General features: G+C 33.2%; 11 protein-coding genes and 5 pseudogenes. 4 read left to right on the forward strand and 12 right to left on the reverse strand.

The window, feature by feature from the left end; translation table 11 throughout:
• Positions 1-179 precede the first annotated feature (179 nt).
• From BAU23_RS17680 to BAU23_RS17705, 6 genes and pseudogenes are all read right to left on the reverse strand, one after another.
• The gene (locus tag BAU23_RS17680) at positions 180-1,076 is read right to left on the reverse strand and encodes a hypothetical protein (RefSeq protein ID WP_071734892.1); all 897 of its coding nucleotides are present in this window, start codon (positions 1,074-1,076) and stop codon (positions 180-182) included.
• A gap of 16 nt (positions 1,077-1,092) precedes the next feature.
• Positions 1,093-1,528 (reverse strand): annotated as a pseudogene (locus BAU23_RS30650) (MerR family transcriptional regulator).
• 27 nt (positions 1,529-1,555) lie between these two features.
• Positions 1,556-2,031: pseudogene (locus BAU23_RS17690) on the reverse strand (C40 family peptidase); the annotation flags it as partial.
• Between the two features lie 110 nt (positions 2,032-2,141).
• A pseudogene (locus tag BAU23_RS17695) lies at positions 2,142-3,964 on the reverse strand (reverse transcriptase/maturase family protein).
• A 580-nt stretch (positions 3,965-4,544) separates the two neighbouring features.
• Positions 4,545-4,739: pseudogene (locus BAU23_RS17700) on the reverse strand (lysozyme family protein); the annotation flags it as partial.
• A 1,294-nt stretch (positions 4,740-6,033) separates the two neighbouring features.
• Positions 6,034-7,725 carry a hypothetical protein gene (locus BAU23_RS17705; RefSeq protein WP_071734893.1) on the reverse strand — a complete coding sequence of 564 codons (1,692 nt, stop codon included), beginning with the start codon at positions 7,723-7,725 and terminating at the stop codon, positions 6,034-6,036.
• A 1,712-nt stretch (positions 7,726-9,437) separates the two neighbouring features.
• On the opposite strand from BAU23_RS17705, the gene BAU23_RS17710 reads away from it, so the two are divergent.
• The 3 genes from BAU23_RS17710 to BAU23_RS17720 all read left to right on the forward strand — a co-directional run bounded on the left by BAU23_RS17710 (position 9,438) and on the right by BAU23_RS17720 (position 12,648).
• On the forward strand, positions 9,438-11,135 hold the full coding sequence (locus BAU23_RS17710) for a helix-turn-helix domain-containing protein (RefSeq protein ID WP_071734894.1): 1,698 nt from the start codon (positions 9,438-9,440) through the stop codon (positions 11,133-11,135).
• A gap of 175 nt (positions 11,136-11,310) precedes the next feature.
• Complete coding sequence (locus tag BAU23_RS17715; RefSeq protein ID WP_071734895.1) at positions 11,311-11,994, forward strand: GntR family transcriptional regulator; 684 nt, start codon at positions 11,311-11,313, stop codon at positions 11,992-11,994.
• Between the two features lie 21 nt (positions 11,995-12,015).
• On the forward strand, positions 12,016-12,648 hold the full coding sequence (locus tag BAU23_RS17720) for a sterol desaturase family protein (RefSeq protein WP_071734896.1): 633 nt from the start codon (positions 12,016-12,018) through the stop codon (positions 12,646-12,648).
• Positions 12,649-13,582: 934 nt separating this feature from the next.
• On the opposite strand, the gene catA is transcribed toward BAU23_RS17720, so the two are convergent.
• The 6 genes and pseudogenes from catA to BAU23_RS30235 form a co-directional block, all read right to left on the reverse strand.
• Positions 13,583-14,230: a type A chloramphenicol O-acetyltransferase gene (gene catA / locus BAU23_RS17725; RefSeq protein WP_071734897.1), complete on the reverse strand. Its 648-nt coding sequence runs from the start codon at positions 14,228-14,230 to the stop codon at positions 13,583-13,585.
• Between the two features lie 309 nt (positions 14,231-14,539).
• Positions 14,540-14,965, reverse strand: a pseudogene (locus BAU23_RS17730) (tyrosine-type recombinase/integrase); the annotation flags it as partial.
• 380 nt (positions 14,966-15,345) lie between these two features.
• Positions 15,346-16,233, reverse strand: a complete 888-nt coding sequence (locus BAU23_RS17735) for a Vgb family protein (RefSeq protein ID WP_083583372.1) — start codon at positions 16,231-16,233, stop codon at positions 15,346-15,348.
• A 190-nt stretch (positions 16,234-16,423) separates the two neighbouring features.
• Complete coding sequence (locus tag BAU23_RS17740; RefSeq protein ID WP_071734898.1) at positions 16,424-16,810, reverse strand: VOC family protein; 387 nt, start codon at positions 16,808-16,810, stop codon at positions 16,424-16,426.
• A gap of 434 nt (positions 16,811-17,244) precedes the next feature.
• Positions 17,245-17,577 (reverse strand): hypothetical protein, encoded by a 333-nt coding sequence (locus BAU23_RS17745; RefSeq protein WP_406911061.1) that lies wholly within the window; start codon positions 17,575-17,577, stop codon positions 17,245-17,247.
• A 268-nt stretch (positions 17,578-17,845) separates the two neighbouring features.
• Entirely contained in the window at positions 17,846-17,989 is a 144-nt protein-coding gene (locus BAU23_RS30235) for a hypothetical protein (RefSeq protein WP_165615098.1), read from the reverse strand.
• 884 nt (positions 17,990-18,873) lie between these two features.
• Between BAU23_RS30235 and BAU23_RS17750 the strand changes: the two genes are divergently transcribed.
• Positions 18,874-19,290 carry a hypothetical protein gene (locus tag BAU23_RS17750; RefSeq protein WP_002150988.1) on the forward strand — a complete coding sequence of 139 codons (417 nt, stop codon included), beginning with the start codon at positions 18,874-18,876 and terminating at the stop codon, positions 19,288-19,290.
• The last annotated feature ends 14 nt before the right edge of the window (positions 19,291-19,304 follow it).

The following is a 19,304-nucleotide window of genomic DNA, read 5'->3' on the forward strand; positions in this document are numbered from 1 at the left end:
GTGTGGGGCTAGGCGGAGCCTAGCAAAACGATGGGGGCAAGAAAATCCTCTAGGTGAGTACTCACTGATGACACAAATCAAACAGATGAGTACTCACTGACGATACAAAAACCACCAAATGAGCACTCACTGAGTACTCAAATTGAACTGGTGAGTACTCACTGACGACATGACTTTATTCAGTTTTTATTAATTTCTTGTGCCTTTTGCTCTAATTTTTTGATCTTATCTCGTGCAATTTTTTGTTCACCTTTAAACAATTCAACGTTCTTTTCTGATGATTTTATTTTGGATTCTAAAGATGCTATTTTCGATTGAGTTTCCGTTTTTTCTGCTTCGGTTTGGTACTTCATTTCATCTTTCAGTTCTTTCACTTTCTCAAAAACTGTCTTCCCATTTTCTTCTTCAAGCTTGATTGCTTTCCCATAATTTTCGATCTTTGTTTCAATATCTTTTTTGTCTCTTTCTATAAAATCTAACTCATATATTTTTTTATCTTCAGCTAACAATTCATCATTTGCTTTTGTTTTTCTTTGATCGGTAAAAATCGTCTGAACAAGTTTATTTGGACTCTTTGTACTTGTATTTTCATCTTCGTACTCGTTAACATCTTGTGTGAATTTACGAATATCCATTTGTTCCTTTTCACTGTTTTTATTGTAAATATCTAAAGCTAAAGCTCCCCAATTTGGAGATAATTCTTTGACTTCTATCACATAATTTCCGTTCTCTTCATACAACACTTTGACAGGTAATTGAACACCTGGCTTCCCTTTTTCTTGTGCCTTAAACGTAAAGCCAGTTTCCTCATATCCTTCTATCCAAAATCGAATTTCTATGAAGTTTTTATGTGGATTGTACTCCCTCTGTTCTACAATCAATTTCCCCATTCCCGACAACTTGATTACTTTGTGTGTTTCCGTATGGAATAGTTTTTCATCGTTCGGCATGTGAATTTTAGATGTCAAGAAAGCGAAAAAACCGAAAAATAGAAAGCCGATAATTGCTAGGTAGATCCACGACTTATTTCTTCTCAAATTAATTCTTTCACCCTTCTTACTGATTGCACCTATCACATCCTCACCTTTTTTGTTATAAAACTTTCATATTGAGCTCTTCTACACTTGTAACTCGCCATGTTCCCTTTTCCTTTTTTATGATGATTCGCAACACATTGTTGACTTTTTCTTCTCGATTTTGTGTTGAATCCGTCGTGACATTTATAAATTCAGCTAACACATTTACTTCCTTTTGACCGGGTTCATTTTCTTGTAAATAAAACTTCATTTCGATTGGTTTCGGCTGTCGATAAATACGCTCTTCTCTGTTGTTCTTGTGCGGAGGCAAGTACCTTATTAAGTCGTCTTTTTAAGTCTTCATTTTGTTTTGTTAGTAATTCATTTGAAAGTTTTAACTGTTTTTCTTTTCCATCACTCATTGATTTTTTGCTCAAATAGATATTAAAAGCTGTCACACCTACAACTAAAAAGACAAACACAATAAACAAAGATTTGCGTTTCTCTTTCATTCTTTCAGTCTCCTATTATTTAGGTTTTTAGAACCTTCTTACATAACCAGAAAAGACTTTTTTCAATACGGATTATTTAGCTCTTCAATGGAAACACCTTTATTCGTTTGGCATCCAATGAAAGTATTTTTATCAATTACAATGCCAACGTGCCCGGCATGTTTGTAGGTATCAAAGAAAATAACGTCACTTGGTTTCATATCATTTACCGATACTTTTGTACCGATTTTATTTAATGTTTCAGTACTTACAGCTCCCATCGGACTGGTATACATCCCTACTTGTTCGAACGCCCAGCGCACAAAACTTGAACAATCAAAAATCCCTCTTGCAATGTCATTTGTGTTACGTCCTCCACCAAATACATACGTAGAACGCCCTATCCATTGGCGACCTACATCGGCAACTTTTGAACCGCTACTTCCTCCACTTCCTGCATTTCCTCCTCCACCAGAAACGACAGAACCCGGCTGATAATATTTTAAAACTACGTCAACGTACAAGTAGAGTAAGCACCCAACGCCTTGTTACATTACTGTAGTAGGTTTTTAAGTGCTCCTCCCCGAACCGGACTTACATCTCTCAATGTATCCGGCTCTCCATCTGTCTCCTGCTAAACCTCTCCTTTGTGCCTTTTTACGTGGCACTCTTTACATAACGCTATGGTTTTACGATTCCTTGAAACCATACGTTTCTCTAGAAAGGACTTGTTCGGCTTATTTTTAATGTCTTTCAATCTTTTTACGTGGTGCATATGAATTGTGGTATTCGCTTTCCCACACAATTCGCATTGTTCAGCTTTGATTCGATCAGAGAGTTTCGTTTCACTTAACACATATTTTGTATCTGGAATTAAATCTAAGTTCGCTTCTTTTGACTGTTTCTCTCGTGGAAAACTACATTCAATAAAATGCGTTTGCTTTTCTCCTCGAGATGTTTTATATGTGACAGTAAATCGTCTGTTTTTCTCATAACGTTTTCGAATCTCTTTTGTTTTAACTCTATACTTAGATGCAAATGTTTTTAGCATAGAGTAATACATAAAGTAAGCAAAACGATGCATATGATTACTCACGTTTTCTGCTAGCCGATAATAGTTATACAATCCTCTTATTTCACTGTTATATTGAGCGACAATCTCTAAATCTTCATTATGAATGAAGTATCCTCTGTCTTTGGGCATCCAAGTGCCATCGGCACTCATTTTGATAGCTTGGTATTTCTTCAATTTGTTGACCCAAGCCTCATGAGGCATTTTTAATTGAACTTTTCCATTAAGGTATCTACATACTCTCCCAATCGCATCTTTTCGAGGTGCACTTCCTCTAAAAACACGAATATTGTAACCGAGAAATCCTGCATGTTTTTCAGAAGCATGGGTAATAAGCGTTTTCTCTGACGACAATTCCAATTGAAGTGTCTTCATTAGATACTCAGTTAACGTTTTCTTAATATATCTCGCATCGTACTTTGAACCAATTACACCAATTAGGAAATCATCAGCGTATCTAACATAAGTAAGACGCTTATAAGTTGAATCCATTGGATTACTATATGGAATCGTCTGCAATTCTTTCTTTAACGCTTTAGCTTGTTCTAAATGTTGTTGTGCTTCTTCCTTTTGTTCTTTTTCCAGTGCATTTTTATACTTCCGAATCGTGCTTCTCATTTGAGTATATTTCCGTTGATATTCAGGATTGTTCTTTCGTTTTTTACCTTGATTGAATTGTTGTATATAGTTCATCATGTATTGGTCTAACTCATTCAAGTAGATATTAGATAGAAGTGGACTGATAATACCACCTTGCGGAGCACCGCTAAAGGTATTATGAAATTTCCATTCTTCCAAGTATCCAGCACGAAGAAATTTCCATATCAGTTCAATAAATGCCTCATCTTCAATACGTTTTCTTAAAATGCCAATCAAAGTATGATGATTGATGTTATCAAAAAAACCTTTAATATCCCCTTCAATAAACCAATTGCTACCAGTAAACGTTCTTTGGATTTCTTGAAGTGCCGTGTGACAGCTTCTTCCTTTTCGATAAGCATGTGATGATACGGAGAACGTTGGTTCATATATTGCTTCCAATATCATTCTCACAACTTCTTGCACCAATTTATCCGCAAAACTAGGTATACCCAATGGTCTTTTCTTTCCGTCTTTCTTTGGGATATACACTCTTTTGATGGGAACGGTTGATATGCCCGTTGCTTAAGGACTTCTATCAGCTCTTCAATAACTCCTATTGAAAATCCATCAATAGAACGTCTATCTACACCCATCGTGAGTGCTCCATCATTTTTACTCAGATTGTCATATGCAGTGAAATAAAACTCTGGATTGTACAAATTTCGATAGAGTCTTCGGAATTTATACTCTTCCTTCTGACTCTGTCTTTGCAGGTTGCTTAATACTACTTTTGGACTTTGCATGATGCCTTTCGCACCTCCCCAATTTCATTTTTTAAGCGGACAGACTGCCTTCCTTCGCCATGTACTAGGCTTTCCCTAGCTCGGACTACTATGAAGGCTCCGTTACCGTATTGGATGGTCATGAGCCACACTTCTTGGCAGTACCTTGAAGTCATCCTCAATAGCCTTCCGGCATTCCAACTTAGGTAATCCCCGTTTAGAAGACAAGAGACTTGCACATATGGTTTCGGATGCGACTTTCACACGTTTCCACGTATAGTGGAGGATGGTAAATGTCCCTATACATAGCGACGACACCCTTATCGCTATGTCATCTACCACATTCCGTATATAACCATCTTCCGAAATGAGTTACGGTAGCCTTCCTTGTGCTATCGTTCAAGCAGTATAGCTTTCATCCTTATCCATATTTCACATCTTGCCGTTCAGTCGTGATTCGATGATTAATCAACTTACGGCTTTCTTGACATGCTATTGTCCCCCTTCAGTTTCCTTCCAAGGTTAGTCAAGTGATGATAGGTCATCTAGGGAAGACCTAATGGTTTGCAATCACCATGTTCTCTTGCTCCCTCTACGGGCGCACAATATCGCCGTAGCACGCTTGATACGGTACGGCTTCTGGTCTAAGACAATGATACATACCAGTATGTTTTACTTTTTGATACTGTTGTTGCGAAAATTTGATTGCTAATTCTTTCGTATACTTGCCACCATTTGCACCAATAAAGTCAAAAAATCCAGTCCCGAAATTGTAAGCTTGAATAGCTTGCTGTAGTAAGTATGAAAGGTCAAAAATTAATTCTAATGTTTTTATTTATTTTAATTTCTAAAACAAGATATATTAAATATAGTATTCTATATTTTTTGTCATTTTTTTAGGAAGCTTAGCATATTTTCAATATGTAAAAAGAATCCTGTAAATTACTAGTTTATGAAGCTAAACCAAACACCTTATGTATAAAGTATTTTCAATCTTAGGCAGACTTGTTCGACAAAATAAGTTGTCTTTTTACTCTAATATAGGTCTTATCGACTCCTCATGAGTTGTTTGTTCATTTAAGATGATATTGTATTGTCTCTTCCAATTAAGGTTTATATGGATAAACTCAGCGTATAATTGTTATCTGAGCAATTAATACATCTCTTCCCTTTAGTTCATACTGATAATGCTTCTATTTGAACTAATTTTCCTTTTCATACTGATTACACATCTTTTATAAAATAATACTATCAGCATCTTCAAATATTTAAATTTATTTTTTTCTTAGTGAAAGACTCTTACCTTTTAGATAATCAAGAGATGCGCATTTTTCGGATAGTACGTTAAAACCTAATATAATATATGTCTTTTATATAAAAAGAATATAAAGATAAAACTATTATACTTATGAAAAATGGCTTACAAACTCAGTAATAACAGTGTCTGCAAAGTTATAGAACCATAAAAAATCGAAAAAAACACTTATTGGAAATGTATTTATTGCGTTTTACGTCGCTCTAAATATACAAAATATCATAAAGTTGAATTACTTAACCTACATATAATCAGCACCATTTTGATACGTAGAAGTGTATATAAGATTAATGGTAGTCTAGCTTAAATTAATAACATGATTTCCACATACGCTATAAAATAACCCACATTTTATTAACATTTAGAAGTAAGTTATAGACATAATTCAGTAAATCCACATTATTAACAAAAAACATTCTGATTTTAAGTAGATTTTTATATGAAACGTTTATAAATGAAGCTTTGAGCTATTTTTATTGTACACATTTGGACAATACTATTAAGATATCCACTGAATTTATATATATATTTACGATTTTTAGTAGATTAAATCGTAATAATAGAGTGAATATTCAGAAAAAATATGAAGTGAAATTGTGAATTACTGATTATATTTTAGGAATTTTGTATGAAAGTGTATAAAAAAAAAGAGAGGTATTCTAACTCAAATTTAAGAATCTCTCTCTTTTTTGTTTGGATAGTACGAATATAATTTTTAATTTCAGCACGAATAGCCCTCCGTCTTTGATTTTTCAAAAAAGGAGAGCATGTAATTTTACATTGCAGGAAGCAGCTGATCTACCGTGTGTGGTGTTTCACTAGTTTTACGGTAATAAGTTTCTAAGGATTGAAGAAAATCGATTAAATTAAAGTCTTTTGGAACTTCAATTACGCGGATTTTTTCCTTAGGCAATCTATCTATTTTTTCAATGAACAGTTCGCGAATATCACTTGGAATATGACGTTCTTTATGGCCATGAGATTTTAATAATTCACGAATTTTAATTTCTAATGCAATATATGCGTTAACATTTACCCCTTGTTCAAAAGCATACTTCCTAAATAGTGTTTCTTCTTGATACTGCATATAATTACGATGGTATGCTTCTTCAGTCACAGGAACCGCATATGTAGCATGAAGAAGGTCATGCGCTTTACAGAATAACTTCTTAACATTTTGTAATGAATATATAGCGAAGTGAGTACCAAATTTAAATACCGCATCTTCTTGTTTCTCTTTCGGTACATTATGTGTAATTAGAGAATAAATACCTGTTTTAGCAGCCGTATCTAATACGCGATATTGAGAAGACTGCTTTAATAATTTGCTTAGTGTATAAACAAGATTTTTAGGGAAACCCTCTTGTCTATCAATCATTTCGCGTAATCCACGAATTACTTGTCGGATTTGACGATGACAGGAATGTTTTAAGACATTTACAAATTGGTTTATATCTTTTGTAAATTCTGCAATATTCATTTCAACTAACGATTCTTCAATGAACTTAGCTTTACGTTTATATGTAAGTCTTGGTGTAAATGGATCGCGATACTCTTCCCCTATTTCCTTATTACACAGGAAATCAGGGTGTACAGATAAATGCAGTGTTGTATACTGCTTTTTATTCTTTTTCCCTTTTTCTAATTTGCAAATTTTAAACAAAGAAGATCCAGTAGCAGTTGATTTAGTTGTTAATTCAGCCATTACAGAACGTATCTGATGTGGATATTTCTTATGTAAGAAGCGATACATACCGCCAAAATGAGTCTGTTGTCCTTGTTCATCAAATTTGTATAGTGAACGTTTCAAAGTAGTTTCTCGTTTTTGCTGCATTGCGATATCAATAAATAGCTTTTTAGCAGCAATGGATAAATCGAAGAACTCTTTTGTAAATACAATTGGGCTGATAAACGTGTAAGGATTCGCTTTATTCGTTTCCTTGTTCATAAAATCAGTTAATGTAATTTTATATTTACCACTGTACTCATTCTCAATTTCAATGATGTTGTGTAAGCTAAGCTTTTTCAATGCAACATAGAATTGTGAATGATGAATATGTGAAAAGGCTTCTTTATAGTTTTTGTAGTCCTCCCAAAGCATGTGAATGGAAACATGAGAAAGTTCACCATAGGTATTACATTTTTTATTTAGAAATAGAAATACTTCTAGATCTGCATTAGTAATACCATATAGCTTATGCTTTCTACCATTTGCTTTAGTGAAGAGATTTTTCATTTGAAGTGAAAAAGATGGTTTGGCTTTTTCAACAAACCCTTCTTCATCTGCAATTCGTTCCTCGTAAGACATTGAATTTACGATATCTTCTAGATATGTATCTTTAAAGCTATAGTATTTGCCTTCTAAAGCTGCCACTAATTTTTGCCATGCTTTAATTGTTACTAATACTGGAGTTGTTGTTTCACCATTTAAACTACGTTTGTTCTTTATAACGAAAGGTTTAGCCATCTTTTTCACCTCCTCTTATTATGAGTTTCAGTTTTCACCTAAATAGGATATAAAAATTCAACTTTGATTATATCAAATCGAATCTTAGTGAAATGTGTCTCTTTAAGAGGAAAATCAAAAATGTGAAACGCAGCCTCAGCCCTAGAGGCACAAGGGATTCAACGTTTCACAAAAAAAAACTTTTGGCCACCATAAAGCTATAAGGTATTTTGAATATGAAACGTATCTGAAATTAATGAAACAGCACCTAAACCTTGATATAATAGGTTTTCTAGTGCTTCGGGTTAAAAGTTGTTGCCACCATATAGCTATAACGTTTCAAGTTTTGAAATGACTAAATAATGTGTAGAATTCATTCATAAATGTTGTGATATGGCGTTTTCATGTTAATTTACGTCAAGGGACTATTGCCATCATATAGCTATACACGTTTCATGTTTTTTTTAGATTGTTGCCATCATAAAGCTATGACGTTTCATGTTTGAAATCAATGTTTCGTTGCGCTTGAAATGTACCTAAACCCTTGTTACATATGGATTCATAGGTTTTTTTTAAAAAAAGTTGTTGCCATCATATAGCTATATCATTTCATTGGGATTTTTTAGTTTTTTTAAAGAATGGCTTTATATCAATGTTTAGCACTAATTTAAATAAAAAATATTTTTTTTATATGAATAGATTTTAGTGCGTTAATGTTTCATATTTAAAGAGTTGTTGCCACCATATAGCTATAACGTTTCAAGTTTTCAATAGTACCTGCCACAATGTAGCTATGACGTTTCATAAAAGTAAAGGTATTCGTGTCGCTATATGGAATAACGTTAATTCTTGTTAAATGAAATCCAAAAATTCATAGGTATTTCTTGTTCAGAATATACTTGCCATCATAAAGCTAAAGTATTTTAAGTTTTCAATAGTACCTGCCACAATGTAGCTATGATGTTTCATAAAAGTAAAGGTATTCGTGCCGATGTATGGAATAACGTTAATTCTTGTTAAATGAAATCCAAAAATTCATAGGTATTTCTTGTTCAGAATATACTTGCCATCATAAAGCTAAAGCGTTTCAAGTTTTCAATAGTACCTGCCACAATGTAGCTATGGTGTTTCATAAAAGTAAAGGTATTCGTGCCGATGTATGGAATAACGTTAATTCTTGTTAAATGAAACCCAAAAATTTATAGGTATTTCTTGTTCAGAACACACTTGCCATCATAAAGCTAAAGCGTTTCAAGTTCTAAGGAGTAATTGCCACAATGTAGCTATGACGTTTCATAAAAGTAAGGATATTCGTATCATTGTATAGAATGATACGAATAATTTTTCAGATGAAACTAGCAAATCATCGATGTTTCTTGGTAAGAAAGTAATTGTTATCATATCGCCATAATGTTTTATTTCATTTGTAAGAAAAGGGACAATTACGTTTCACTTTAAAAGTATGATTTACACTATTTAATGCCAAATGGGTTTCCTACATGGAGATTGTGGTGTAAAGTAGTAATTTTACAAATAAGTACAGTCTTATATAATACAAGTACAAGAATGTTTACTTGATAGGACAAATACTGTTCGATAAATCATTTCTCGATATAGATTATTCTGATAACGTTTCAACTTATATGCTATGTTGCCACCATATAGCTATAACGTCTCAAGTTCTACAATTTATATTTCTAATCGGTGGGAATTTAGTAAGGAGGTTTTTGAATATGGAGAAAGTATTAGTGTTGTTTAGCGATGCCCTTTTACTTGCTGCTCCAATGTATGAAAAGAACACGCAGCTATGGGAAAAGTGGAATAGATATTATGAGGAAGTAAAAGGAAATCATGACAAAGTAGTAACTTCAGCTAATATATCCCCTTCATTTTCAGCACTTGTCTCTTGGTTAGGTCAGAAACAAGAGCAAGGGATTTCATTATTGCACATATATGCAAATCTAGATAAATATAAAATTGAGATTCGAAATGTACTCGATAAAATAATAGAGCAAGAATTTGGAGGTACGTCTGAAGAAGTTGAAACGACTATAAGATCTAATACAGACGATGAAAAGTTAAAAGAGCATTCAATTGATCTACAAGAGGATTACTATCCTGTAAGCAATGATGCGGTATATTATCAACTACGAGATGGTATAGCCAAGAATCACTTTGAAGAAGATGAAGTAGGAGCAGTACCTGTTTTACCATTAGAAACTAAAAATACAAGCGGAGTTGCTCAGCTATCGTCACACAAGGATGAAGATTTAAGGCTTGTAAACACTAATGAAGCAGAAAGATGGTCAATACTAGTCGATGGTGTTATTAGCAATATGGATGATCTTACCGCAGACTGTTTAGATACAATTACAATACAGTGGTTGAATCAAGCGAAATCTCCAGATGATTTTATTGATTTCAGCTATGAAAATGTACTAGATATGTGTAATATACCAAAAGCATCAGCAAACGGTATAGAGTATTATCGCGCAGAAGATAAAATTAAAATTGCACAGCGTATAGCTGCCTTGGCAAGTATCTTTATTTATTTAAATGATGATAATGAGGTCGTAGTTTTAAATGATCGTGCAGAAACTGGTGAGCAATTTGAAATGAAACGTGAAATAATTAAAAGACTTTTCGTTTTAGATTCTGTAGTTCTTTGGCGAGATAAAAATACCAATGATTACGTAGGTATTGAATCTTGTAGAATAAAGCCAGGTAGCTTTTTGTCGATGTATTTATACGGATCTAGTAGCACAACAGCGTTATTATCTAAAAAAGCATTGGAGTATAATAGTTATCGACACAAATTCCATAAGCGACTAATTCGCTATTTATCTTGGCAATGGAGAATTCGACAACAATACAGTAATTTAAAAAGACCATATTCAATTGATGGAGAAAAAGGACTATTGTCTGTTATGGGGATTAATATAGCTAAGGGACGCCCGCACCGTATTCGTGAGCAATTAGAAAATGTATTAATAGATTTAGAAAAAGAAAAAGTTATTTCACATTGGGAGTACGCTGAGGAAATTGATGAATCAAGAATTGGAGAACGGAATTGGTTTAAGAATTATTACTCAAAATTAGGAATCATCATTTTACCACCAAAAGAATTAATGGATAATATCGGAAGTTCGGTAAAGAAAAAGGTAACTGCTACTCCGGATAAACAAGAAAATAATTTGATTGCAAATACAGTAACTCATACTACAGTAAGTACTGAGGAGCTAATTAGAGAGAAAATTATGCACCAACACATGCATCAAAATAGAACGATGCGCGAAATAGCAGATGAGTTAGGGTTATCCCCTGCTACACTATCAAGATTCTGTAATAAGAAAATGAAACGCATCTCAAACAGTGTTAATGATAAATTAACCAAATGGTATGAAAGACAAATGATAATCGAGTCTATGTAAGCAAAAAAGAGGAAACCACTTTGAAAATGGTTTCCTCTTTTTTAGGGCTTGTCCAATAATTCTATTTATAAAAATTCGCTCCTTTTTATTGACGGAAAATTCAAACTCGTTATATAATTTTTGGTATTACCAATATATTTAACATGTATTACCATAAAATAAAGGGGAAGATGGCTTGAAAGAAAAGGAACGCTCCTCAGATAAAATTGAGAATGAATTAATTAGATCCATATTGGCTGGTGTTTATTCTGTAGGAAGTACTTTACCGCCGGAAAGAGAGCTTGCGAAAGAATTTGGTGTTGGTCGCCCAACTATTCGTGAGGCGCTTCAACGTTTAGGAAGGAGTGGATGGATAACAGGGAGAAAAGGAATGCCATCGATTATTAATGATTATTGGAGCAATGGTAATCTAACGACACTTATTAATATGGTTGAGAATCATCATACCATTACAGATGAATTTATTATGTATTTATTAGAATTTAGGAGTTCGTTGACTCCGACTTATATTCGCAATGCTGTTACGTTTAATCAACCTAAAGTGGTTGCTCTCCTTGCTAATCTTGAACAACTTGAAGATAGTGCAGAAAGCTATGCAGTATTTGATTGGGATTTGCAAAAAAGGTGTGCTGGGCTTGCTGCCAATCCGATCTTTCTACTCATTTTAAATAGCTTCGATTCCATTTATGTAGATATGGCAAAAAGATATTTTTCTGTAAAAGATTATCGTGAGTTATCCTTCAACTATTATCACGACTTATTAAAAGCTGCATTAAAGGGAGATGCAATTGAAGCGGAAAGATTGTGCAAGACAACCTTGGAGAAAAGCTTGGCTCTCTGGAAAGATAGAAAAAAATAAAGAAAGCTGGAGGCGTGATAAATGAAACTAAAATATTTTAAAGAGTATTTTTCCTATCCTGATATTTTGATCATGAGCTGTCTTTTCCTCACTAGCTTTGGATTTATGATTTTACATTTAACCTCTATCGGAATTTGGGGTGCTTTTATTTTGGGAATGATTATGTATTCCTTAGCTGAGTACGCTACTCACAGGTTTATTTTTCATCTAAAGCCACCAAAGAATGCATTTTTATTAAAAATGCTTAAGCGCCTACATTATGACCACCATACAAATCCGAATGAATTACATTTATTATTTTTACCCTTATGGTATAGTGTGCCAAACATTGCAATTTCAGGAGCAATGTTTTATTTTCTTTCATCCAGCTTGGTCATGACAAACGCATTTATTGCAGGTATTATACTCTTTTTATTATTTTATGAGTGGAAGCATTATATCGCGCATCGCCCCCTTCAACCAATATCACCATGGGGGCGATGGATGAAAAAAGTTCATTTATGGCATCATTTCAAAAATGAAAATTATTGGTATGGTGTTACGAATCCAGCCTATGATTTTCTCATGGGCACCTTTAAAGACCAAAAGGATGTTGGCCAAAGTAAAACTGCTAAAAATCTAGAAAAACGTGGTGACCAGAAAATAGAATTATAAAAAATAACCTATTGTCATCATCCTGGAAATGTCGAATTAATTTTGCAACTTCGACATTTCTCAGGAAGTGACAGGCATTTTTTCCTATTGAGTAGTAAGCATGGTAATAGATTACAAAGGCTCGTTTGAAAGTGTCTCTTACCGAAAAATACATCTGCTTTGTTCTCTATTTCTCTTAGCATTGCGTCATTTTTCACCAAGCGTTTCGCGGATTCTATCTACAATCTGTATCGCGTTTGCCCCAGTGATTTCTTTAGCGACTAGTTCCAGAAGAATCTTTGTATCAACAGAAAATTTCCGCGTAAAGCTATGGTACCTGACAATGTTATTGCGGAGAAACTCGGAATATTCAGGCGTGAAAGCACGACGAATAAAGCCTTCATCATGTATTCATCTAAAAAGTGATATGATGCAACGAACTCGGTGTCCTAGACTAGATGGCTTTAAGTGTTCTCCTGCTTCAATTAAGTAACCTTTTAGTTTTCTGTAGTAAGTTCACTCATGTTAATGTCACCGGAATAACGTAATAAGAGATTATATTGAAAAAAATATGTTTTTAAAGTCAGAGGTGAATATCCCTCAATTTTTTTATCTAATAGATACTGTTCCTAGGCCTCGGATAATAACATTATTCTTCACGCTCCCACTTTGTAAATCAATTAATCTAGATTCTATTATATTCAAGGAGAGTCTCTTTTATACGCTAGTCATTCAACAATCGTAGAAAACAAAAAATTACTTAACCATTAGGACACTTGAAATACAAGAAAAAGACGCTTTCTCTATAAAAGAATAGCGCCCTATTGTTGAAGATCGTTATTGAAGAAAAGTCCCCGTTACTTTAAGTACATTTATTCACAAATTTTGGTGTATTTCTATAAAGAAAGGAACTGATTTAACAGTTCCTCTTATAGATATTTTCCCCTATGAACAACTAGATCCAGTCCGCACTTTCATCAGCAAGTTTTTGTAGATCATTCATAAAAACACTTGCGTGATAACCATCACAAACAGCATGATGAATTTGTAATGAGATAGGTAGGAATAATTCATCATTTCGTTGTGAATATTTCCCTCCAGTTATTATTGGTAAGAGAAAATCTCCACCATTATTAATATTTAAATTAAATGCTGTAAAAGAACTCCAAGGAATCATAGATATCGGAATATTATTATCTGGTATAGGTATTTTTGGAAATAAACTACCTGTACCATTGTATTTTTCTATATCCTTTTCATATTGAGAATGAAACTCAGAAAAATTAGCTGAATTTGGTGACCAGATGCTAGAAAATGTGTGCGTCTTCTTATCAAAAATTGTATAAGAAGGGAAAATCTCTGCCCAATAACCTAAATTACCTTCCGAGTTAAAACTAGTTCTAAATTCTCTGTGGGAATTAACTATTTTTGTAACCATAAAAATAAACGCAGGATATAACTTGTAATTCTTTTTCTTTAAGTTCTTCATAAGAATAGTAATATTAATTTCATTCGTAAGACTGAATGTTGTTTGTTGTTGTAAATAGTGTTCAAAGTATTCTTTTCGATACCAATTGTCACGATTAATAATATTGAATTTCAAATTCAACGCCTCCTAAAATACTTAATTTTATCTTAGGAGGCTATTTTCACTGCTTTTTTCATGACAGTCATCCTTTTTTATATACAATTTCATGCCACTATATTATCAAGTATCTCTAATTAGAGTCAACATACGTTCTTCCACTATCCTGCACCGATAAGTACATTTATTCACAATCTCTCCCATGAATTTCAACATAAATATCCATTTAATTAAAAAATGAGTTCCTCCATAATCTGGCCCAATTCAAAAGATATGTCTTTTTATATGCACACCTCGATTTTGATTAAAGATTAATTTCATTAGCCTTCAAAAATATTTAATATAAAAATCATGTCTCAACTTTCCACTCATCTGAGCATATATTCTCGTGGTTTCACTCTTCTCATGACCAAGTAAGCTTTGTATTACTTCAAGTGGCGCACCATTGTTAATCATATGTGTAGTATAGCTGTGACGTAATTGATGAGGATGAATACTCTTTTTACTCCCGGCACGATTTGATATACGTTTGATAATAAATCTTAGATTATCAATACTCATACGTCTTTTTGGCCTTCTTTCGGTAATAAACAAACAAGGCTCCTCATCAACTCTTTCATCTAGATACCTTTTTAACCAAATGGTGCAACGAGTATTAAAGTATACTTCCCTTTCTTTATCACCCTTCCCATTTACAATGACAGAATTCGTTGAGAAGTTAATTTTGTCACGATTCAGTTTTACGACTTCCCCGAAAGAATTCTCCTTCCTCAAGCGTGTGAAGGGTATAGCCCAAAGGTAGGCGGGAGATGAATTTCGGTTTGGCATAGCCAAAAACTTTTGATAACTTGATATATGAGGTTGCAGGAAGAAAATAGAGTGCGAAAACCAAGCCATTCGGTACCTGCGTAAAATATCAACCGTACCAAAAGAGCGTCCAAGCGTTGGACATCTAGGGATGGAACACCCCGAAGTAACGCTCAGGGAGACGAAAGGTTGCTTTCATCGTGGAACTGAGAAGCTCCCAATTCAAGCTTTGCTAAGTGGCGAGTAGTTCACTCGGATATTTATCTGTAGGATTCGTTCCATGCTGCTTATTTGATTCCATAGATATTCACTACCTTTCAAGGTTTTTATACAAAGCTTAACCGGCCTAACTTATTGCATTCCTCAGCGAACCACAAGGCCTTGTCAGGTCCTACTACCATACCATGTGGCTCCGCATTTTTCGTAGGAATAGGATATTCCGTAATTTCACCGTTTATTGTAATCCGACCTATTTGATTACCTCCCCATTCAGTGAACCATAAAGCACGATCAGGTCCGGTTACAATTGCGTGTGGACGAGCATTCGGAGTAGGAATGGTAAACTCACTTATTATTCCAGAAGTAGTAATTCTGCCAATTTTATTTCCGTTAATTTCTACAAACCAAAGTGCACCATCCGGTCCATTTGTAATACCCACAGGGCCAGCCTGTTTTGTGGGTAACTTATATGTAGTCACTTCCCCACCTATCGTAATCCGACCTATTTGATTACTCTGATTCTGAGTAAACCATAGAGCATGATCAGATCCAGCCACAATAAAAGAGGGATAAGAATCAGGAACTGGCAAACTATACTCAATAATATCGCCTGATGATAAGATTCTCCCTATTCTATTTCCGTTCATTTCTGTAAACCAAATGTCTCCATTATGTCCTTGCGTGATTCCAAAAGGTCCAGAATCGCTGTTCGGTAGCGTATATTCAGTGATTCCACCTGTTACTGCTAGTTTGCCAATTTTATTTGTCCTATTTTCAGTAAACCATATATCACCCTGATCTGTAGAAGTTATAGATAGCACACCTGCATTGATAGTAGGAAGATCAATATGAGTCACTTTACCATCAACAGTCATTCGACCTATTTGATTTGCTTTATGTTGTGTAAACCATAGGGCACCATCTTTTCCCCTTGTAATTCCATAAGGACCTGAATCCATGTGAGGAAGTTCAAATTCTTCAATTTTTATTCTCACGTTAATTCCTCCTTTTTCTTGTATAAAATTATTCTAGTAATTCGTTATAAAATAATTTAATTCCTGCGAAAAAAGTTTTGTATAAGGTGCATTTTCAGTTAACATAATTCGTTGTTATCGGTAGCAATACAAATAACTCCGTTCGAATAATCTGAAACGGAGTTATTTGTGTTGAAAAATTCCTAATCAATTACAGCATTTTATATATTTCAATAAGGTTCCTATCTGGGTCTCGAAAATGTGCAATACGTGATCTCCATTCTTTACGATCGTGTGGTTTAGTAATAAATTCAATCCCATTTTCTCTTAAACGGTTATAAGTCTTATCAACATTTTCTACTTCAAATTGAAGTAAAAATTTTGATTGAGATTCCCCTTCTAAAAATTTATTTTCCTCTCCGACCACTTCTGCCATGGCTTTTCGGGATAAAAGCTCGATTTTCGTTTCTCCATTATTGAAAAGTGCATATTCCATTTCTTCCTCGTACCAACTTATTGATAGTCCTAATAAATCTTTGTAAAAATTGGAGCTTTTTTTAAAATCATTAACCAACAGTCTAATTTGTAATAACTTCAATTCAATCTCCTCCTAATAGGCCGAGTGACAGAGTTCTCGCTCTAATCCGTCAGATAGTTTCTGATTATCAGAAAATTATTTTTACTAGTATTATGTAATTCACGCCTTCGCTGCTTGCATAAGTTCGTATATTTTGCGAGTTGTATCTTCATTTACAAAAAAAACTTCCTTTATGTAAACTAAGCCTGTAGACCATCTACATTTCTAGTTATCATAAACTAAATAACATCTTCTGAAATTTAACTTCGATTTACTTACGAATAATTCCTTCTCTTATTCAAGAAAATGGCCCTTTAGTTGAGTAACTTTATAACACATAAAAAGAATCCATTAAAAAAGGATTAATCAAAGTGGATTCCTCTACAACAGATTAAGATATAATTTTCATATAAATGTTTGCTTAAAACCTATGTAGAAGTCTTGTTTTTATGTTTTTAATCGTGGACTTTCATACTTAAAAAATAAATACCCCTATTCGTTTTAAACATATATTCTTCATAACAGCATGCATAATAATCTTCTGTGTCTAATTTAACCCAGTAAATTTCTGCTAGTTCTTGTTCGAATTCATTCAATAACTGTTCTATTATATATTCCTTCGATGTCAATCCATTTATATCATATCCATGTGGTATTGTTCCAAACCAAGCTGTTTCCCCATCAGGGTATTGACAAATAAGGAAATCTTTTTCCCATTTTTTCAACTGTATGAGTTCTATTGTGTCATTATTAGTAGCGTGTGTAGCCATTTTTGCAAGCTCATATATACCTTCCTACTTATTTTCTGATAAAAGAGTAAGCTCATAATAATTACTCACATGTAGCCCCGCATTAATTTTAGCAAAATTGTTTTAAATTTCATTTATTAATTTCACATTTAAATCCCCCTAAATTTAAAGATTCTTCAGCTAAATGTTAGCATATAGTTTTGATAGCTAGTTAGACTTTCACGTTAGTGCAATAAGAAAAAACAAAGTGTAGATAATTCCGATTCATCTTTTTCTTAAACGGTACATCTTTGTTTTAAACCAAAACTTAATAACAATTGCTAGCTTTACCGGTTCCAATGTACAAAATTAGTCCATTTAAAATTTCTTCACTTTCTGGTGTATCCCCCTCTTCCTCTTTCTTGTCAGGATAAACATCAAGTCCAATTTCTTGAACAGAACTAATCATCATCTAATGTATCTATTGCTTTGTTAAGTTGAAATCTGCATTACAATTATACGTATAAATCAATTAATGGATATAAACTCGAATAAAAATATAATAAATTCAGTTGAATTTTTAAATATTATGACTCTACATGTTAATTATAAAGATGGTGTACATATGAGATTAACAAGTGAATGTGTAGAGCCTAACACTTGAGATATTGAACTTGCAATTATTTGAGTTAATAACTGAGAGGAGAACTTATAACATGACATTGACAGATCTCCTTTATCAATGGTTTTAAATAGTAGAAAAATCGTTAATAAATTTAGCTGAATACAAAGATCTCTTTATTAAACTAAAATGTTCATATCAAACCATATGATATGAAAAGAGCAATGATTTTTGTATGTTTTATACACACTTTACATATACACTTTATATATAGGTTTTGCATATAAGGTGTATATAAATGAAACATGTAAAATATGTTGATATGAAATTGATACATTAGCCATAAACTCTTTATTTTAAAGGGTTTATATATACAGCTTATATATACAGTTTATGAATAGAGCGTATGGATGCTTTGTGAAGTGTTTTAACATGAAATGTTTGTAATTTGTTTTTTTTTATAAAGGATTATTCAGAAGAATGTCAAATTAAATATTAAATTTATAGTTTTATAGAAGGTGTTGTTAATTACATGAAACCTGAAATTGATATATATATTATATACAGCGTGTATGTACGCTGTATAAATTCATGTTTATATATCAACATTTTAACTAACTTTAATACTTATACGCTTTATATGTAAGTTCTATATATAATCACTTGATATACGTCTTATATTAATGTAATATATTCGTAGGAATAATTAACCAACGTTTTAAGGGGGAGGCAACTTGAACGAGGTATTGAGCGAAAAGTATAAAGTAATTAAATTTCCTGATGAAGTTGTGAACATGTTTGCAGACATTCTTGAAGAGGACGAAATACTTTATAATGTATTTCATTACATAGGATCTGAGGTAAATAAACAATACCAAGAGACGAAATATATGAGAGGCATCTCAATAAATGAAATAGTAGGTAATGTTGTAATTGATAGGAGAGTTAAGAAATTAAAGGGAAAATCATACTCATTAGAGGTTGAACGAACCAATATATCAAGAAGATCAGCTGAAGTAAGTGTTAGTACATTATCTTCAATGTCATTAATAACTGAAAAAATTATGCACCCTTATAAATTTTTAATCTCAACAATTAGAGGACAGCAGGTGTTAATTGAACTTGGAAAACGTAAAGAAACGAATAGATAAGAAAAAGGAGAGAT

Source organism: Bacillus nitratireducens (genome assembly GCF_001884135.1).
Classification (GTDB): Bacteria; Bacillota; Bacilli; order Bacillales; family Bacillaceae_G; genus Bacillus_A; species Bacillus_A nitratireducens.